At 70.4% G+C, this 14,520-nt stretch carries 15 protein-coding genes and 1 pseudogene; 8 read left to right on the top strand and 8 right to left on the bottom strand.

The window, feature by feature from the left end; genetic code table 11:
• The first annotated feature begins 66 nt into the window (after positions 1-66).
• On the top strand, positions 67-657 hold the full coding sequence (locus SSP29_RS61160) for an NmrA family NAD(P)-binding protein (RefSeq protein WP_245883099.1): 591 nt from the start codon (positions 67-69) through the stop codon (positions 655-657).
• Here the strand turns inward: SSP29_RS61160 and SSP29_RS11270 are convergent.
• Positions 647-928: a hypothetical protein gene (locus tag SSP29_RS11270; protein WP_145968877.1), complete on the bottom strand. Its 282-nt coding sequence runs from the start codon at positions 926-928 to the stop codon at positions 647-649. The genes SSP29_RS61160 and SSP29_RS11270 overlap by 11 nt on opposite strands.
• A gap of 323 nt (positions 929-1,251) precedes the next feature.
• On the opposite strand from SSP29_RS11270, the gene SSP29_RS11265 reads away from it, so the two are divergent.
• Positions 1,252-1,587 (top strand): helix-turn-helix domain-containing protein, encoded by a 336-nt coding sequence (locus SSP29_RS11265; protein ID WP_089100412.1) that lies wholly within the window; start codon positions 1,252-1,254, stop codon positions 1,585-1,587.
• A gap of 12 nt (positions 1,588-1,599) precedes the next feature.
• Here the strand turns inward: SSP29_RS11265 and SSP29_RS11260 are convergent, their stop codons facing one another.
• The 5 genes from SSP29_RS11260 to SSP29_RS11240 form a co-directional block, all read right to left on the bottom strand.
• The gene (locus SSP29_RS11260; protein WP_089100411.1) at positions 1,600-2,397 is read right to left on the bottom strand and encodes a hypothetical protein; all 798 of its coding nucleotides are present in this window, start codon (positions 2,395-2,397) and stop codon (positions 1,600-1,602) included.
• Between the two features lie 655 nt (positions 2,398-3,052).
• A complete protein-coding gene (locus SSP29_RS11255; RefSeq protein WP_089100410.1) occupies positions 3,053-3,622 on the bottom strand; it encodes a TetR/AcrR family transcriptional regulator in 570 nt (189 codons plus the stop codon).
• Positions 3,623-3,781: 159 nt separating this feature from the next.
• Entirely contained in the window at positions 3,782-4,318 is a 537-nt protein-coding gene (locus SSP29_RS11250; protein WP_089100409.1) for a hypothetical protein, read from the bottom strand.
• Between the two features lie 27 nt (positions 4,319-4,345).
• Complete coding sequence (locus SSP29_RS11245) at positions 4,346-4,978, bottom strand: cysteine hydrolase family protein (RefSeq protein WP_089100408.1); 633 nt, start codon at positions 4,976-4,978, stop codon at positions 4,346-4,348.
• Between the two features lie 607 nt (positions 4,979-5,585).
• Positions 5,586-6,122, bottom strand: a complete 537-nt coding sequence (locus SSP29_RS11240; protein WP_167449899.1) for a TetR/AcrR family transcriptional regulator — start codon at positions 6,120-6,122, stop codon at positions 5,586-5,588.
• Positions 6,123-6,237: 115 nt separating this feature from the next.
• Between SSP29_RS11240 and SSP29_RS11235 the strand changes: the two genes are divergently transcribed.
• A complete protein-coding gene (locus SSP29_RS11235; RefSeq protein WP_089100406.1) occupies positions 6,238-7,095 on the top strand; it encodes an MBL fold metallo-hydrolase in 858 nt (285 codons plus the stop codon).
• A 306-nt stretch (positions 7,096-7,401) separates the two neighbouring features.
• Here the strand turns inward: SSP29_RS11235 and SSP29_RS61155 are convergent.
• Positions 7,402-7,482 (bottom strand): annotated as a pseudogene (locus SSP29_RS61155) (hypothetical protein); the annotation flags it as partial.
• A gap of 238 nt (positions 7,483-7,720) precedes the next feature.
• On the opposite strand from SSP29_RS61155, the gene SSP29_RS11230 reads away from it, so the two are divergent.
• From SSP29_RS11230 to SSP29_RS11220, 4 genes are read left to right on the top strand one after another with little or no spacing between them, the layout of a single operon-like run.
• Positions 7,721-9,139: a DUF2252 domain-containing protein gene (locus SSP29_RS11230; protein ID WP_089100759.1), complete on the top strand. Its 1,419-nt coding sequence runs from the start codon at positions 7,721-7,723 to the stop codon at positions 9,137-9,139.
• Positions 9,136-9,273 carry a hypothetical protein gene (locus SSP29_RS58420; RefSeq protein WP_167449898.1) on the top strand — a complete coding sequence of 46 codons (138 nt, stop codon included), beginning with the start codon at positions 9,136-9,138 and terminating at the stop codon, positions 9,271-9,273. Before SSP29_RS11230 ends, SSP29_RS58420 begins: the two co-directional genes overlap by 4 nt.
• A gap of 9 nt (positions 9,274-9,282) precedes the next feature.
• Positions 9,283-10,095: a hypothetical protein gene (locus SSP29_RS11225; protein ID WP_089100405.1), complete on the top strand. Its 813-nt coding sequence runs from the start codon at positions 9,283-9,285 to the stop codon at positions 10,093-10,095.
• A gap of 49 nt (positions 10,096-10,144) precedes the next feature.
• A complete protein-coding gene (locus SSP29_RS11220) occupies positions 10,145-10,474 on the top strand; it encodes a rhodanese-like domain-containing protein (RefSeq protein WP_089100758.1) in 330 nt (109 codons plus the stop codon).
• Between the two features lie 190 nt (positions 10,475-10,664).
• Here the strand turns inward: SSP29_RS11220 and SSP29_RS11215 are convergent, their stop codons facing one another.
• Positions 10,665-11,798: an acyl-CoA dehydrogenase family protein gene (locus SSP29_RS11215; RefSeq protein WP_089100404.1), complete on the bottom strand. Its 1,134-nt coding sequence runs from the start codon at positions 11,796-11,798 to the stop codon at positions 10,665-10,667.
• Between the two features lie 161 nt (positions 11,799-11,959).
• Here SSP29_RS11215 and pepN point away from each other — a divergent pair, with 161 nt between their 5' ends.
• Positions 11,960-14,395, top strand: coding sequence for an aminopeptidase N (gene pepN, locus SSP29_RS11210; RefSeq protein WP_089100403.1), 2,436 nt, complete (start codon positions 11,960-11,962; stop codon positions 14,393-14,395).
• Positions 14,396-14,520 lie beyond the last annotated feature (125 nt).

Here is a 14,520-nt window from a genome sequence, read left to right as displayed (position 1 = left end):
ATCTGCTGGCCGCCGTGAACACAGCGGCGGTCGCGCGCCTACGGAGGGCTGGAGGCGTTCGTGAACATGTCGCAGCTGACCGTCTCCGAGATGGACGCCACCAGCGGCTCCGAGTCGCATCAGCATCGTCAGCAGTGGCTGGTCGAGCAGGTCCTCGACTGGTCAGGCCTGCCCGTGGTCCAGGTCAGGCCCACCGTCTTCATGGAGAACCCGCTCTTCCGGACCGTGTTTTCCTCGATCGCCAAGGACGGTGCCATCAGGTGGCCCTTCGGCGAGGCGAAAACCTCCCCGATCGCGGCCGGTGACGTTGCCGCGGTCGTCGAGGAGATTCTGGCCGATCCGGCCCGGCACATCGGCCGGATCTATGAGCTGACCGGTCCCCGGTCACAGGACATCGCCGCTTTGGCCGCGGAGATGTCCGATGCTTTGCACCGCACGGTCGGCTACACCGACGTCCCGTTGCAGGAATGGCTCGACAACGATCTCGGGGCGCTGGGACTGCCGGACCATGTCTTCCAGCACATCTCCACCATGGCTCGCCTGCACGTGGCCGGCCGCTATGACCGCCAGGCAGACGGCATGGCAGAGGTCACCGGGCGGCCCGCCGCAGGAGTAGCCGATTTCGTCCGCAAGAACCCCGAGCTGTTCACTCGCTGAAGCCGCTTGCCGTCCGGGCCACCGAGGTCGGCAGGGCTGGGCTGGGCTGCCTGAGCGGATCGGCGACGCTGAGGCGGGTCCAGGTCCTCCGCTCGGTGGTCTGCCGGCGATGGCGGGTGCGGCGGGAGCCTGCGGATTCGATGCCCTCGGCGAGGGGGTTCTCGGCACTGGCCCGCACCGGTCCCCACAGCGTGTGTTCGACTTCGACACCGTCGAGTACCTCGACCTCGACCGGTTCCTCCACGCCATCGCTCGCTACGTGCGACTGCACCGGGCCAAGGTGGGCATCGCAGCGTGTACCGCCCGACGATCCGCCGCCGGCGCGAACATCTGTGTACCCACGTACGAGTCGGGCATCGTGGAGCCGGAGGATCAGCCCGCTGGGAGTCGTCGCCCCATTGGAGTGACGTCCAATCAGCCACGGATCGACCGCTCGGGGAACTCATAGTCGCAGGTCACGGGCGCTGCCCAGGAAAGATTTGCGCCGTCCGGCCGGGACATTCTGCTGGAATCGAGTGTTTAGCTAGACCTAAAGGTGGCATCCTTGAAGCAACAGCAACATCCGCTGTAGCGGCTTGAGTTGGGGGTCATATCATGAGCTTCTTCGCTCGTAGTGAAAGTAACGTCGAGTTAGCAGGCGCCCAGTTGGCGCGGCAGGCATCCGCTTCTCTCGCGGGCCTGTTGGCAGGGCTCGGCACGTCACGTTCTGACCTCGCCAAGGCCATGGGGGTCAGCCCCGGCCGGATCAGTCAGATCATGTCAGGTGATGCGAACCTGACGATGCGCACGTTGGCGGCTGCGGCGGAAGCGCTGGGGGCCGACGTCGAGATCAAGTTCTCTCCCCGCCGGCCGCAGGCTGCCCAGCCCCTGCCTGTCGGCAACGGAGAGTCGTTGTCATTGCGCAAGGACAGCGTCTCTTCACATCGATGAGCGCGGCTGCCGCTAGGTGCGGTTACGGCGGAGGCTGAACCGGCGTTGTTGTGCGGGCAGCGACGAGCTGTTGAAGGCATCGTTGGCAAGCGCCTTGGCGCGCAGTGTCCCAAGCTCGGCCTGTTCCGTCCGACGGCCGTGCAGGTACGCGCAGAGCAACAGGTCTCCGCAACGGTTGATGGCTTCGCCGAAAGCACTGCGGCACTGATAGACCTCTTCGTCAGTCGGCTCTCGCATCCAGCCGGTGCCGATGTCTCTTCGGGCCTCCTCGGTCTTCGTCTGCACCTCCAGCGCGTGGATCATGGCCTCGTCGGCCGCGTCGAAGAGGTTGGCGATCGTCTTGGTGAGTGTGGGATGCCGATCCACCAGGTAGTTCTTGAGCTCGTGTACGAACACTCGAAGCTGGGTTGACTTCTCGAAGCCGTCGAGGAACCGAGCGCACCAACTGTGAGCGTCGAGGCACATGCGATATTCGAGTCGTTCCCTGAACCAGGCGATGCCGAGCGTCATGAACTTGAGGTAGGGCTGGGTCGTGTCCTCCTGCCTTTTACGAGGCATGGTCGTGACCCCGGTCGCCAGGCCTGCGGCTACGGGCGGCAGCTTCGCCAGGTGCGGAAGCGCCAGACCGGCGGCGATCCCGACCAGACCCGTCAGAACGAGAACCAGAAGTGCCAGGCCGGTGGATCTCCAGCTGCCCAGCAGCCAGCCCTTGCCGACGGAATGGCGGGCCAGGCCGACCCACGCAAGGCCGGCGCTCAGCATCGCCGGTAATGCGTAACCGGCGAGCCAGCCGTGGTGGTACGAAGTCATGAACGGCCCCAAGTCATGCAAGAGACAGGTAGGACCGCCGCAGGCGAGCAGAAGGTGAGCTGGGCTCCCCCTCGGCGTGTGCGCCCAGCCCTCTCACGGCAGGCCCGCCGTGGGTCGGCTGCAGTGAGTACCGGAGATGATGTCACTCGCTGCGTTCCCATGGCATTACTTTGCGCAACGAGTGGCCACTGGCTGCGGTGATCCGGCCACTTCGGGTCTTGCACGACCGAGTGACTCCGTGCGCCGAGAAAGGCGGCGATCACTTGCGGCTGCTCGTTGCTCTGCGGAACGCACCGAGCATGTACTGAGCATGCCCTGGGCATATCGCTGCTGCGGTGCGAGCCGACCATGTGTATCCATCGCCGTTGGCAGACGTGTCGCAGCAGACTGGTGTGCCTGGATTGGCTCGATAACTTCGGTTGCCCGGGATCCCAACTCGATCCGGCGTGTCCTTGCGCAGCCATCACGGAGCAAGGGCATACGCAGGGCCCCGCTCATGAGCTGTCTCACGGGCGGGGCCTGTCCTTGTTGTACTTGCTGTACGGCGGTGTTCGGGGGCCGGGTCTTCCGCTCTGCGCTCTGCGGGAGACGGTGACGGGGGAGCAACCGAGGCGGCCCATGGCCGGGCGAGGGACGTGGACGGACGACGACGCTTTCAGAGTTCCTTGAGCGCGGCGGCCGTCTCGGAGAGGATCTCCGCGGACAGTTCCGGGTCGCCGACCGCCCGAGCCATGGCAACCGCCCCGACCAGAGCGCTGAGCGCCAGACACGCCTGCCGACGCTCGGCTGCGGGATCGTCGCCCGAAGCGAGGCCCGCCAGGATGTCCAGGTAGTTCTCGACCTGCCGGCCGTACGCGGCCCGCGTCCTGTCGTCGGCCCGTGAGACGTCCTGCGGCAGGGCGGCGACCGCGCACCCGTCCTGCGGTGCGTCCCGGTGGGCGGTGCTGAGGTAGCCGTCGACGATCGCTGTGAACGCCTGCTGACCGCCACGGGCGGCGGCGGTCAGGAACCGCTTGTTCCCCTGCTCCAAGGCGTGTTCCACCGCCTCGGCGACGAGATCGTCCCGGGAGGCGAAATGGCGGTAGAAGCCGCCGTGGGTCAGACCGGCCTCCTTCATCAACTCGGCCACACCGACCCCGTTCACGCCATCGCGACGGAAACGTGCCGCGGCCTTGTCCACGATCCGGGCATGGCTCGCCGCCTTGTCCGCCTGCGAACTCACCATGATCGAACCTCCGGTCCAGGGGGCCTTCGGCAGCCCGCGACAATTGAGGATTATAGGCATCATCCTGCTGCGCGAGCGGCTCCCCGGTCGTGAGGAGGGCGTGGGTGAAAGCCGGCCCGTTCTACGAGGCGGTGCGGCCGTGACACCGTCCAGGCCGGGTCATCCCCACCGGTCGGCGCGCGCCTTGCGCTCGATGTCCCGGGCGAAGAGCGGAGTCTCCTCGGCGTTGTGGGCGCTCAACGCCTTCTGCGCGGCCTCACTCGCCACGGCAAAGGGCACGCCCCGTCCTTCCAGCGCTTCCAGGTAGCCGGGAGCTGTACGGACTTCGACCCTGTTGATGAACCTCGTCGTGCCCGTATCGACGGCTTCGGCGGTGAACTCCCAGATCACGGTGAGCTTGACCCGGGCACCGATGTCCGGACCGATCGAATCCGACAGGGACACGAGGCGGCAATGGCTGCGCTCGGCGATGTCCTCGACGTAGTGCTGCACCATCAGATTCCCGACCTGCTCCACATTGACGGACATGCGCTTGCCCTCGGGCGTGAGTGTCGTCGCCCCGGCAATGTGGTTCTTCGAACATGCCTGATATTCGCTGTCGGTCAGAGTGAAGACCCACTCCGCCAGGTCGATCGCCGGCAGCGGCGCCTGGATGATGGCTTCGGACACCGATTCGGCGAGAACGCGGTCAGTCATCTATTGGTCTCCCTATTCTGAGGATTCTCAGGCTGACAGTTTCGCGACGATCTCGGCGGTCGGGATGATGGCGTTCGCGTAGGCCGGAAAGTTGAATTGCAGTGACGCGTCCATTTCAGGGAACCCGAAGCTGCCGATGGCGTCCTTCACCACCGTGACCTCGTAGCCGAGCTCCGCTGCGAAGCGGACGGTGGACTCGATGCAGGTGTTGGCCCGCATGCCGATCACGATCAATTTGCGGACGCCGTGCTTCTTGAGCTGAAGGTCGAGGTCCGTGTTGGCGAACCCGCTCGACAGCCAGTGCTCCTGCGCGACGACCTCGCCGGGACGCGGCTCGAAGTCGGGGTGAAAACTTCCGCCCCAGGTTCCGTCGGCAAAAGTCTGTCCCTTTGCGGCGGCTGCCTGGACCGGAGGCATCGTCTTCCAGTGGCTGTAGGGATCGCTTTCCCGCCAGCGATGGTGCGGGGCGATGAAAACCTGCACATCGGCCGCGCGAGCGGCGGCGAGGACCTGCCGCATGTGCTCGACGACATGGTGTGTCTCCAGGGTGGAGCGGCCGCGCTCGTACAGCTTGCCGCCCTCCGACAGGAAATCGTTGTAGGGATCGACGACAAGCAATCCCGTGAGTTCAGGTTCGTAAGTCAGCTCGGGTTTCGACATGCCAATACTCCCTTGGTTCGTGCATATTGAGGATTACGCACATCATCTTCAGAGTCAAGTGCGGGCATCAGGCTTTCCTCCAGGATGGAAGGGGCGGTCCCGGTGCGCCTCCGGGCGGGGAGGGCCGCCCTCGGTGAGCGGCTGCCGCGTTCGCGGAACCGCGGCGCGAGCGTGCCGACGGCCGCCCGGCTACGGCCGCCCGGCTACGGTCGGGTCCCGGTCGCGCGGGCCGGGTGCGTCCCGCGGGGCTGCCGAGAGACCGCGACCTCGCCGCTCAAGGCCGGTCGGCCGGTGCAGGGGAGGTGCGCCGGGTGGCCATCGGCCCGGCCGATGCGCGTCGGCGACGGGATCGTCCCGGTCTCGACTGCCGCCGGGGCGGGCTGTGGGTTGGCCGACGGCACCGGCACCCGTTGCCGGCGGCCCGTACTGCAGGGCCGTCGGTCCGTCGGTCCGTCGGTCCGTCGGTCCGTCGGTGGTGCTGTCTGATCGGGGTGTGCGATCTCGACGCGGCCGTCGGGTCGGCCGGGACGCGCCCGCACCCTTCGGGGGTGAGGCGGTCCAGGTCTTGATGTGCGGCTGAGCCCCGGCGGACCGGGACCGGACTCCGTCAGCCGAGCTGCGTGGCGACGAGGGTGAGCGGCTCGCTGTTTCGCCGTGCGCGGGACAGGATGACGGCTCCTTCGGCGGCGATCACCAGCAGGGTGGCACGTTGTGCGGCCTCGGCGGGCGCCAGTCCGACCTGCTCGAACCGGGCGGCCAGTGCGTCGGCCGCCGCGTTGAACGCCGCCTCGGCCCGGTCGAGGATCGCGGGGTCGTGTCCGCCGGTCGTGACCCCGGCCATCGCGCAGCCGGCGCGGAAGTCCGTGCCTTCGACGACCCTGCGCCAGATGTCGATGTATCCGGTGACCACGTCCTGCGGGGTTTGCGCGCGGATCGCGTCGATCTGGTCCTGCATCCACTGCCGGGAGTGGTCGATGGCGAGCTCGATCAGTTCCGCGCGCCCGCGCGGAAAGTGGTGGTAGACGGAGCCGCGGGGTGCCCCGGTGCGCGCGAGCACCTCGCGGGTCGACATGCCCTCGAGCCCGCGCTCGGCGATCAGCATCCATGCCGCCTTGATCATCGCTTCGCGCACGCCCTCTGACATGCAGGCCATTCTTTCCCATCAGCTGCGGGCCCCTGGACCCGCCACTTGACTATGCTATGTTACATAGCATAGTCCGAGGTCGGAGTCATCGTCATCAACCCCCGAGGGGCCCGTCATGAGCTCAGATGCCCTTACCGTCGACGTGTACGTCGCACCCATGCGCCCGTTCGTCGGCGCCCCCGCCCAGGGGCCGGGCGACGACCCGATGTGGTCGCCCATGAGCAGCACTCTGATCGCCGGCGCCGAGGAAGCGGTCCTCGTCGACACCCTCGTCACCCTCGACCAGGTCGACGCGCTCGCCGAGTGGGTGCGCGGCTTCGGCAAGCGCATCACCGGCGTCTACATCACCCACGGCCACCAGGACCACTGGATCGGCCTGGCCCGCCTCCGGGAGCACTTCCCCGACGCCCGGGGAATCGCCACCCCCGAGGTTGTCGAACGCGCCCGGTTCGAAGCCGCTGACCCAGGCCTGTCCGCCTACTGGAAGGCCAGCTTCCCCGGCGAGCTGCCGCAGGCGGCGGTGCTGCCCGAGCCGCTGGACGCCGCGGAGTTCGAGCTGGAGGGGCAGGTCCTGCGCGCGGTCTCCGTGGGCCAGGGGGACACCGAGCATTCGACCGTCCTGCACGTGCCCTCGGCCGCCGCGGTGGTCGGGGGTGACGTCGTCTACAACGGTGTGCACATGATGACCGCCGAGACCGACGAGCAGAGCCGCGAGGCATGGATCGCGAGCCTGGACGCCGTCGCCGCCCTGAATCCGCGGATCGTCGTCGCCGGACACAAGAGTGTCGGCGCGCCCGACCTGCCCGAGAGCATCGGCGCGAGCCAGCAGTACCTGCGCGACTTCAGCCGCATCGTCAACGAGGGCGGCAGCGTCGAGGAGATCGTCGACGCGATGCTCGAACTGCACGGCGGCCGGGACAACCCCCGCACTCTGTGGCACTCCGCCCGTACCGCCGTCGCCAAACGGGCCTAGACCTTCCGGTAGTGCCCGACCGGAGGGTGATCGGCACCCGTTTGTCGTCGCCGCCGGCGTGCCGCTAGGGCGCCGCACGTCGGCGCAGGGCCCGTGCGGCCGGGGCGACCGAGGCCAGGACGGCGAGGGCCGCGCAGCCGGCCGTGGTGACGGCCCGGGCGCTCCAGGGCAGGGCGGCCCACGCAGGGTGAGGGCGGCCGGGACCGGCAGGGCGTGCAGGGCCGCCGCGATTCCCGCCAGGTCGAGGGCGGTCACCAGCAGCCCCAGCACCGCCCCGACCGCGACCACCATGAGCGCCTCGGCCCCGGCCAGCCGCAGTATCTGCGCGCGGCCGGCCCCGGCCAGCCGCAGCCCGGCGAACTCGCGCACCCGGTCGGAGGCCGCCATCACCATGGTGTTGACCAGTGAGTTCCCCGCGCCCTCAAGAAGGTGGGTCCACTGGTCCCGCCTCGACAGGGGCGCGAACAACCCCCACCGGCCCGCGGATGGACGACGGCGTGGACCAAACCGCCCTAACCGCCCCGAAGTTATCCACAGGGTCTGACGAGTTTCGGCCCCCGCCTGTACCGTCTCCACGAGTTGATGTTCGTGAGTGTGTGTGCGGAGTACGGGGGAGGCGGTCGACGTGACCGGACCGGAAGAGCTGACGAGGGCCGGCGGGCGCAAGCTGCCCGCGCCGAAGGGCTTTGCGCAGTGGCCCCCGAAGGGCTCCCCCAAGGAGGAGGGCAAGGCGCTGCGTTCGGCGGTCCCGCGCCGCGGCCACGACGCCCTGGACCTGGACGGCTCCCGTCCCGACGCGGTGAGCGCGGTCGAGGAGTCCAACCGGGACCGCATCCCCGAGCTGGTCCCGATAAGGGTCGGGAGAATGGCGGCCAGTCCCTTCGCGTTCCTGCGCGGTTCGGCCGGCCTGATGGCGCACGACCTGGCCCGCACCCCGATGACCAGGATCGCCACCCAGATCTGCGGTGACGCCCACGCGGCCAACTTCGGCCTGTACGGCGACCCGCGCGGCGACCTCGTCATCGACCTGAACGACTTCGACGAGACGGTGCTCGGCCCCTGGGAGTGGGACCTCAAGCGGCTCGCCGCCTCTCTGGTGCTGGCCGGCCGGGAGGCGGGCGCCGACGAGGACACCTGCCGCAAGGCCGCGGGCGACGCGGCAGGTGCCTACCGCCGCACCATGCGTCTGCTGGCCAGGCTCCCGGTGCTGGACGCGTGGAACGCCATCGCGGACGAGGAACTGGTCTCCCACTCCGACGCCCACGACATGCTCGGCACCCTGCGCCGGGTCTCGGAGAAGGCCCGCGCCAACACCAGCGGCCGGTTCGCGGCCCGCTCCACCGAGCCCACCGAGGACGGCGGCCGTCGCTTCGTCGACGCCGTGCCGGTGCTGCGCCGGGTCCCGGACGCGGAGGCGGAGGCGGTCACCGCGGCCCTGGAGCACTACGTGACCACGCTCTCCGAGGACCGCCACCCGCTGCTCGCCCGGCACACCCCGCACGACGTCGCCTTCCGGATCGTCGGCACCGGCAGCGTCGGCACCCGGTCCTACGTCGTCCTCCTCCTCGACCACCGCGGCGAGCCGCTGATCCTCCAGGTCAAGGAGGCCCGTCCGTCCGCGCTCGTCCCGCATCTCGCCACGGCCGGCTTCGAGACGCCGGCCGTCGACCACGAGGGCCGCCGGGTGGTCGTCGGCCAGAAGCGGATGCAGGTGGTCAGCGACATCCTGCTCGGCTGGACCACCGTGGACGGCCGTCCCTTCCAGGTCCGCCAGTTCCGCAACCGCAAGGGCAGCGTCGACCCGGCCGCCCTGTCCCCCGACCAGATCGACGACTACGGCCGGATGACCGGCGCCCTGCTGGCCCGCGCCCACTCGCACAGCGCCGACCCGCGCCTGATCGCCGGCTACTGCGGCAAGAACGAGGAGCTGGACGAGGCGATCGCCGCGTTCGCGGTGGCCTATGCCGACCGCACGGAGGCCGACCACGAGGAACTGGTGACCGCGGTGCGGGCGGGGCGGATAGCGGCGGAGCTCGGGGTGTGATCCCCGACGGGACACTCCCGCACCCGCACGGCCGCACCCACGAGCCTGCGTGCCGCCCCGGCACCCTCGCCGTGGCCTGCACCGATCCGGTCGCCGAGTGGGTCCCGGCCACCGCCGACGGCGACAGGCCCTAGGCTGGTCGGGTGACGACCCCGGAAGCTGAGCAGTCCCAGGCACCGCGGCCCGAGGAGCGGCTGGAGCGGGCCGTGCGGGCCGCCGAACAGGCGTTGATCGAGTACGAGATCGCGGTCGAGACCTTCCGCGTCGAGGTCGAGAACTTCTCTCGCCTGCACGAACAGAAACTCGGCCCGCTCTACCTCCGCATCGAGGAGCTGGACGCGCGGATCGCCGAGGCCAAGGCCGCCCGCACCGGCGACCCCGAGGACATCCGCGCCGCCGACGAGGCCAGGGCCCGGGTCCTGCCCATGCCCGGCGTCGAGGAACTGCTGCACGGCTGGATGGACGGCGACGGCCTGTTCCCGGAGGCCGTCGCGATGCTCACCGAGCAGGAGGTCCGGCCTCCGCAGCGGGTCCGCCCCAGCGAGGAGGCCCGCCGGCTCTACCGCGAGCTGGCCCGCAAGGCCCACCCCGACCTGGTGCAGGACGAGACCGAGCAGGAGCGGCGCGAGGAGTTCCTCAGCCGGGTCAACGCGGCCTACGCCCGCGGCGACGAGGCCCTGCTGCGGGAGCTGGCCGAGGAATGGGCGGCCGGCCCGGTCCCGCCGGAGCGCAGGCCGAGCCGGGCCGAGGAGCTCTACGCCCGCCTCGAATGGCTCTCCGAGCGCAAGGAGCTGCTCGCCCTGGTCGCCAAGGAGCTGGAGAACGGCCCCATCGCCGGCCTGCTCCGGCTGGCCCCGGACGACCCCGATGCCCTCCTCGAGGAGATCGCCGGCCGGCTCCAGAAGGACGTGGCCGAACGCGAGGCGGAACTGGCGGCCCTGCTGACCCAGGAGTAGCGCCCCGCTCCGGTCGGGTAGCGTCGGGGACATGAACTTCGCAGCGCGTGTGCCCACGGTCGAGGTCGGGGACCTCAAGGACGGCGACTTCCTGCTGGACGTCCGCGAGGACGACGAGTGGCAGGCGGGCCACGCCGCCGGCGCCCTGCACATCCCGATCAGCGAGTTCGTGGCCCGCTACGGCGAGCTCACCGAGGCGGCCCCCCAAGACGGCCGCGTCCATGTCATCTGCCGCTCCGGCGGCCGCTCGGCCCAGGTCACGATGTACCTGGTCCAGCAGGGCATCGACGCGGTGAACGTGGACGGCGGCATGCAGGTATGGCAGGCAGCGGGCCGAGAGGTCATCACGGACGAGGGCGAGCCGGGCTTCGTCGTCTGACGGGACGAATCAGGAACCCACCCGCCGGACCGCCCCGCATCGAGGCGCCCCACATCGAGGCGCCCCGCACTGGAGCGCCCCGTAAGGGGCGCGGGGCTGTATCGATATGCGGCTCCGCCGCGTGGGCGCGACCAGCCCCCACCGACCCGCAGATCCCCTACGACCGGGCGCACCCGCTTTTTCTTATCCCCTACCCCAGTGGATGCGCAGCCAGCAGATCCCCCAACGCCTCCTCATAAACCCCGGCCCCCCCGAGCGCCAGCTCGATCTGCTTCGCCCACGCGTGATACCGGTGCAGCACATACTCGGTGTCGGCCCCGAACCCCCCGTGCAGATGCTGCGCGGTCTGCACCACCCGTCGCACCCCCTCCGCCGCCCAGATCTTCGCCACCGCCACATCCCCGGCCGCCGGCAGCGCCCCAGCCGCCCCCGACGCGATCCGCCACGCCGCCTGCCACAGCGTCGCCTCCATGGCCCGCAGATCGATGTACCGGTCGGCGGCCTGCACGGCCACCGCCTGGAACGTGGCGATCGGATACCCGAACTGCTCCCGCTTCCCGGCGTACTCGGCGGTCATCCGCAGCACCCGCTCACCCACCCCGAGCGCCAGCGCACACGTCCCGGTCGCGAGCAGCTCCCGCAGCCACTCCCAGGCACCCTCCGCCGTCACCACATCCCGCCCCGCGACCCGCGCCGACTCCAGCCGCAACTCCCCGAACCGCTCCCCGCTGGTCGACACCTGCTCGGCGACAGCGATCCCCTCGCCTCCCGGCGCCACCAGTGCCAGCACGCTCCGGTCCGCCTCCGTCCGCGCCGGTACGACGACGAGATCGGCGTCGTACACCCACGGCACCGCCGTCTGCACCCCGTCCAGTACCCACTTGTCGTCGTCCCGCCGCGCGGTCACCGCCAACTCCGCCGGGTCGTGCCCGGTGCGCCCGCTCGCGGCGACGGTCAGCACCAGCTCGCCCCGCCCCGCCCGCGCCGCCAGCCGATCCCTCAACTCCGCCGCCCCATACGTCTGTACGGCCGCCAGAGCCGCGCTGTGCTCCAGCAACGGCACCCTGGCCAGCACCTTCGCCGACTCCCGCAGCACCAGGCACAGCGCGATGGCGTCCAGACCCGCCCCGCCGTACTCCTCGCCCAGCAGCAGACTCAGCAGATCCGCGCCGGCCAGTCTGTCCCACAGTTCCCGGTCGAAGCCCTCGGCCACGGCACCGGTGGTCAGCGCCGGGCTCGGCACCGCGTCCGGCGCCACCCCGGCGAACACCCCGCGCGCCGCCTCGGCCGCCGCCAACTGCTCCTCGGTGAAGGTGAAGTCCACGGTCCTGTCCTCCCGGCGGGTCTCCGCTGATCTGACGGTCCGTCAAGATAGAACAGGTTCTAGAAGAAGGGAACCTAAAACAGCTGCGATGACCGGCTCTCCCCGTCGTAGGCTGACGGCCGCTGTCCGCCGATGGGGGACGGACACACGAGGGAGGACACATGGGGATCCGAAGCCTGACACGTACCGAAGCCGAACACCGGGCCGCGCTGATCGCGGTCGAGCGGTACGACATCGACATCGACCTCACCGCCCTGCCCGACGGACCGGAGGTCCGCTGCGTCTCCACGGTGACCTTCACCTGTTCCGAGCCCGGCGCGGAGACCTTCGTCGACTGCGCGGCCGAGGTCCGCGCCGCCACCCTGAACGGCACCCCCCTCACCCCCTCCGACGACGGCCGGATCCCGCTGCCCGCCCTGGCCGCGCACAACGTGCTGCGCGTCGAGAGCGTCCAGGCCGACACCACCGCCGGCGAGGGCGTGCACAAGGCCGTCGACCCCGCCGACGGCGAGGTGTACGTCTGGACGAGCTTCGAACCCGACGAGGCCCGCTTCGTCTGGGCCTGCTTCGACCAGCCCGACCTCAAGGCCCCGCACGCCTTCACCGTCACGGCACCGGCCGCCTGGACCGTCCTCAGCAACTCCGGTGACCCGCGGATCGAGGAGCAGGGCGCGGCCCGCCGCTGGAGCTTCCCGGACACCCCGCCGCTGTCCGTGTACAACACCGTCGTCAACGCCGGCCCCTTCCACGAGATCCGCCGCCAGGCCGACGGCCACGACCTCGGCATCTACGCGCGCCGCTCGCTCGCCGAGGTCCTGGAACGCGACGCCGACGACGTCTTCACCCTCACCGCCCAGGGCCTCGCCTTCTTCGCCGAGGCCTTCGCGATGCCGTTCCCGCAGCGCAAGTACGACCAGGTCTTCATGCCCGAGTTCGGCGGCGCGATGGAGAACTACGGCTGTGTGACCTGGTCGGACGCCTTTCTGCGGCGGGCCACGCCGACGCCCGCCGAGCGCGAGCTGCTCGCGGTGGTGCTGCTGCACGAGATGGCGCACATGTGGTTCGGCAACATCGTCACCATGCGCTGGTGGGACGACCTCTGGCTGAACGAGGCCTTCGCCGAGTTCGCCTGCCACTGGGCCGCCGAGGGCGCCACCCGCTACACCGACGCCTGGGCGGGCCACCTCGTCGGCGACAAGCTCAAGGCGTACCTCTCCGACCAGGGCCCGGTCTCGCACCCGATCCACCAGCCCATCCAGGACGTCGCCCAGGCCGCGTCGATCTTCGACAACATCACCTACCCCAAGGGCGCCTCCGTCCTCCACCAGCTGATGACCTACGTCGGTGAGGACCGCTTCCGCACCGGCATGGCCGCCTACTTCGCCCGTCACGCCTGGGGCACCACCACCCTCCAGGATCTGATCGACGCCCTCGCCGAGGCCAGTGGCCGCGACCTGGCCGCCTGGCGCAAGGCCTGGCTGGAGACCGCGGGCACCGACCGCTTCACCCTGGAGCACGTCGGCGACAGCGTCACCCTGGTCGCCGACGGCAACCCGCGCCCCCAGGTCCTGGCGGTCGGCGCGTACGACCGCACCGGCGACGCCCTGGAACGCACCGCGCTGGTCCGCGTCGAGGTGACCGAGGCCCGTACCCCCGTCACCGGCCTTCCTGCCACGTCCGACCTCCTCCTGATCAACGACGACGACCTCACCTTCGCCACCACCCGCCCGGACCCCACCACCCGCGACACCCTCTTCGGCGCGGCGGCCCAGCTGCCCACTGCCATCTCCCGGGGCGCGGCCGCCGCCACCGTCTGGGACATGCTCACGGCCGGCGAGGCCACGGCGGCCGAGGCCGGACGCTGCCTCACCGCGCTGCTCGCGGCCGAGACGTCCGACGCCGTGATCGAGCCCTACCTCACGCTCGTCACCAACATCGCCGAACTCTGGGCCCCGCCCGCCGAACGCCCCGCGCTGTCGGAGGCCGTCGCCGAGGTCTGCCGGCGGCTCGCCGCCGACCCGGGCCGCCGCCAGGTCGCCCTGCGCGGCCTCGCCCGCACCGCGACCGGCGCCGAGGACCTGGCCTGGCTCCGGGACCAGGCCGGCGCCGACGTCGACCTGCGCTGGCGCGCCCTCGTCCGCGAGGCCGAACTCGGCGGCGACGTCACCGCCGAGTCCGCCGCCCTGCTGGAACGCGACCCCGACCCCGACGCCTGGGTCCGTGCCCTCACCGTCCGGGCCGCCCTCCCCGACCCGGCCGCGAAGGCCGAGGTCTGGCGACGGCTGGCCGTGGACCGCGAGGTGCCCGTCCAGGCGGTCTCCCCGGTGGCGGCCGCCTTCTGGCGCCCTGGCCAGGACGCCCGGCTCGCCCCCTACGCCGAGCACTACCTGGCCGCGATCCCCGAGCTGCACCAGGGCGGCATGATCCCGGCGATGACCTACACCTCCCACCTCTTCCCGCCGTACGCCATCGATCCCGCGTACATCGAGAAGGCCCGGCAGGCGGCGCAGGAGGCGGCCCCCGTGGTCCGCAACACCCTCCTGGAGCGCTCGGACTCCGTCCGCCGCATGCTCCGCGCCCGGGTCGCGAACGCCTGACCCCGGGCAGGGAAGCACGGACGCCGTCCCGTCCGATCGTTCGGTTTCGGCCATTCCCATGGTCGCCGAGCCCGTGCGAGCGATCAACCCCTGTGGAAAACGTCGGCCGCGGTCTGTGGACAACT

The sequence above is a fragment of the Streptomyces hyaluromycini genome (assembly GCF_002217755.1).
GTDB lineage: Bacteria > Actinomycetota > Actinomycetes > Streptomycetales > Streptomycetaceae > Streptomyces > Streptomyces hyaluromycini.
Note: the sequence above shows the minus strand (reverse complement) of the source record. Positions and strands in the feature narration are given on the sequence as shown.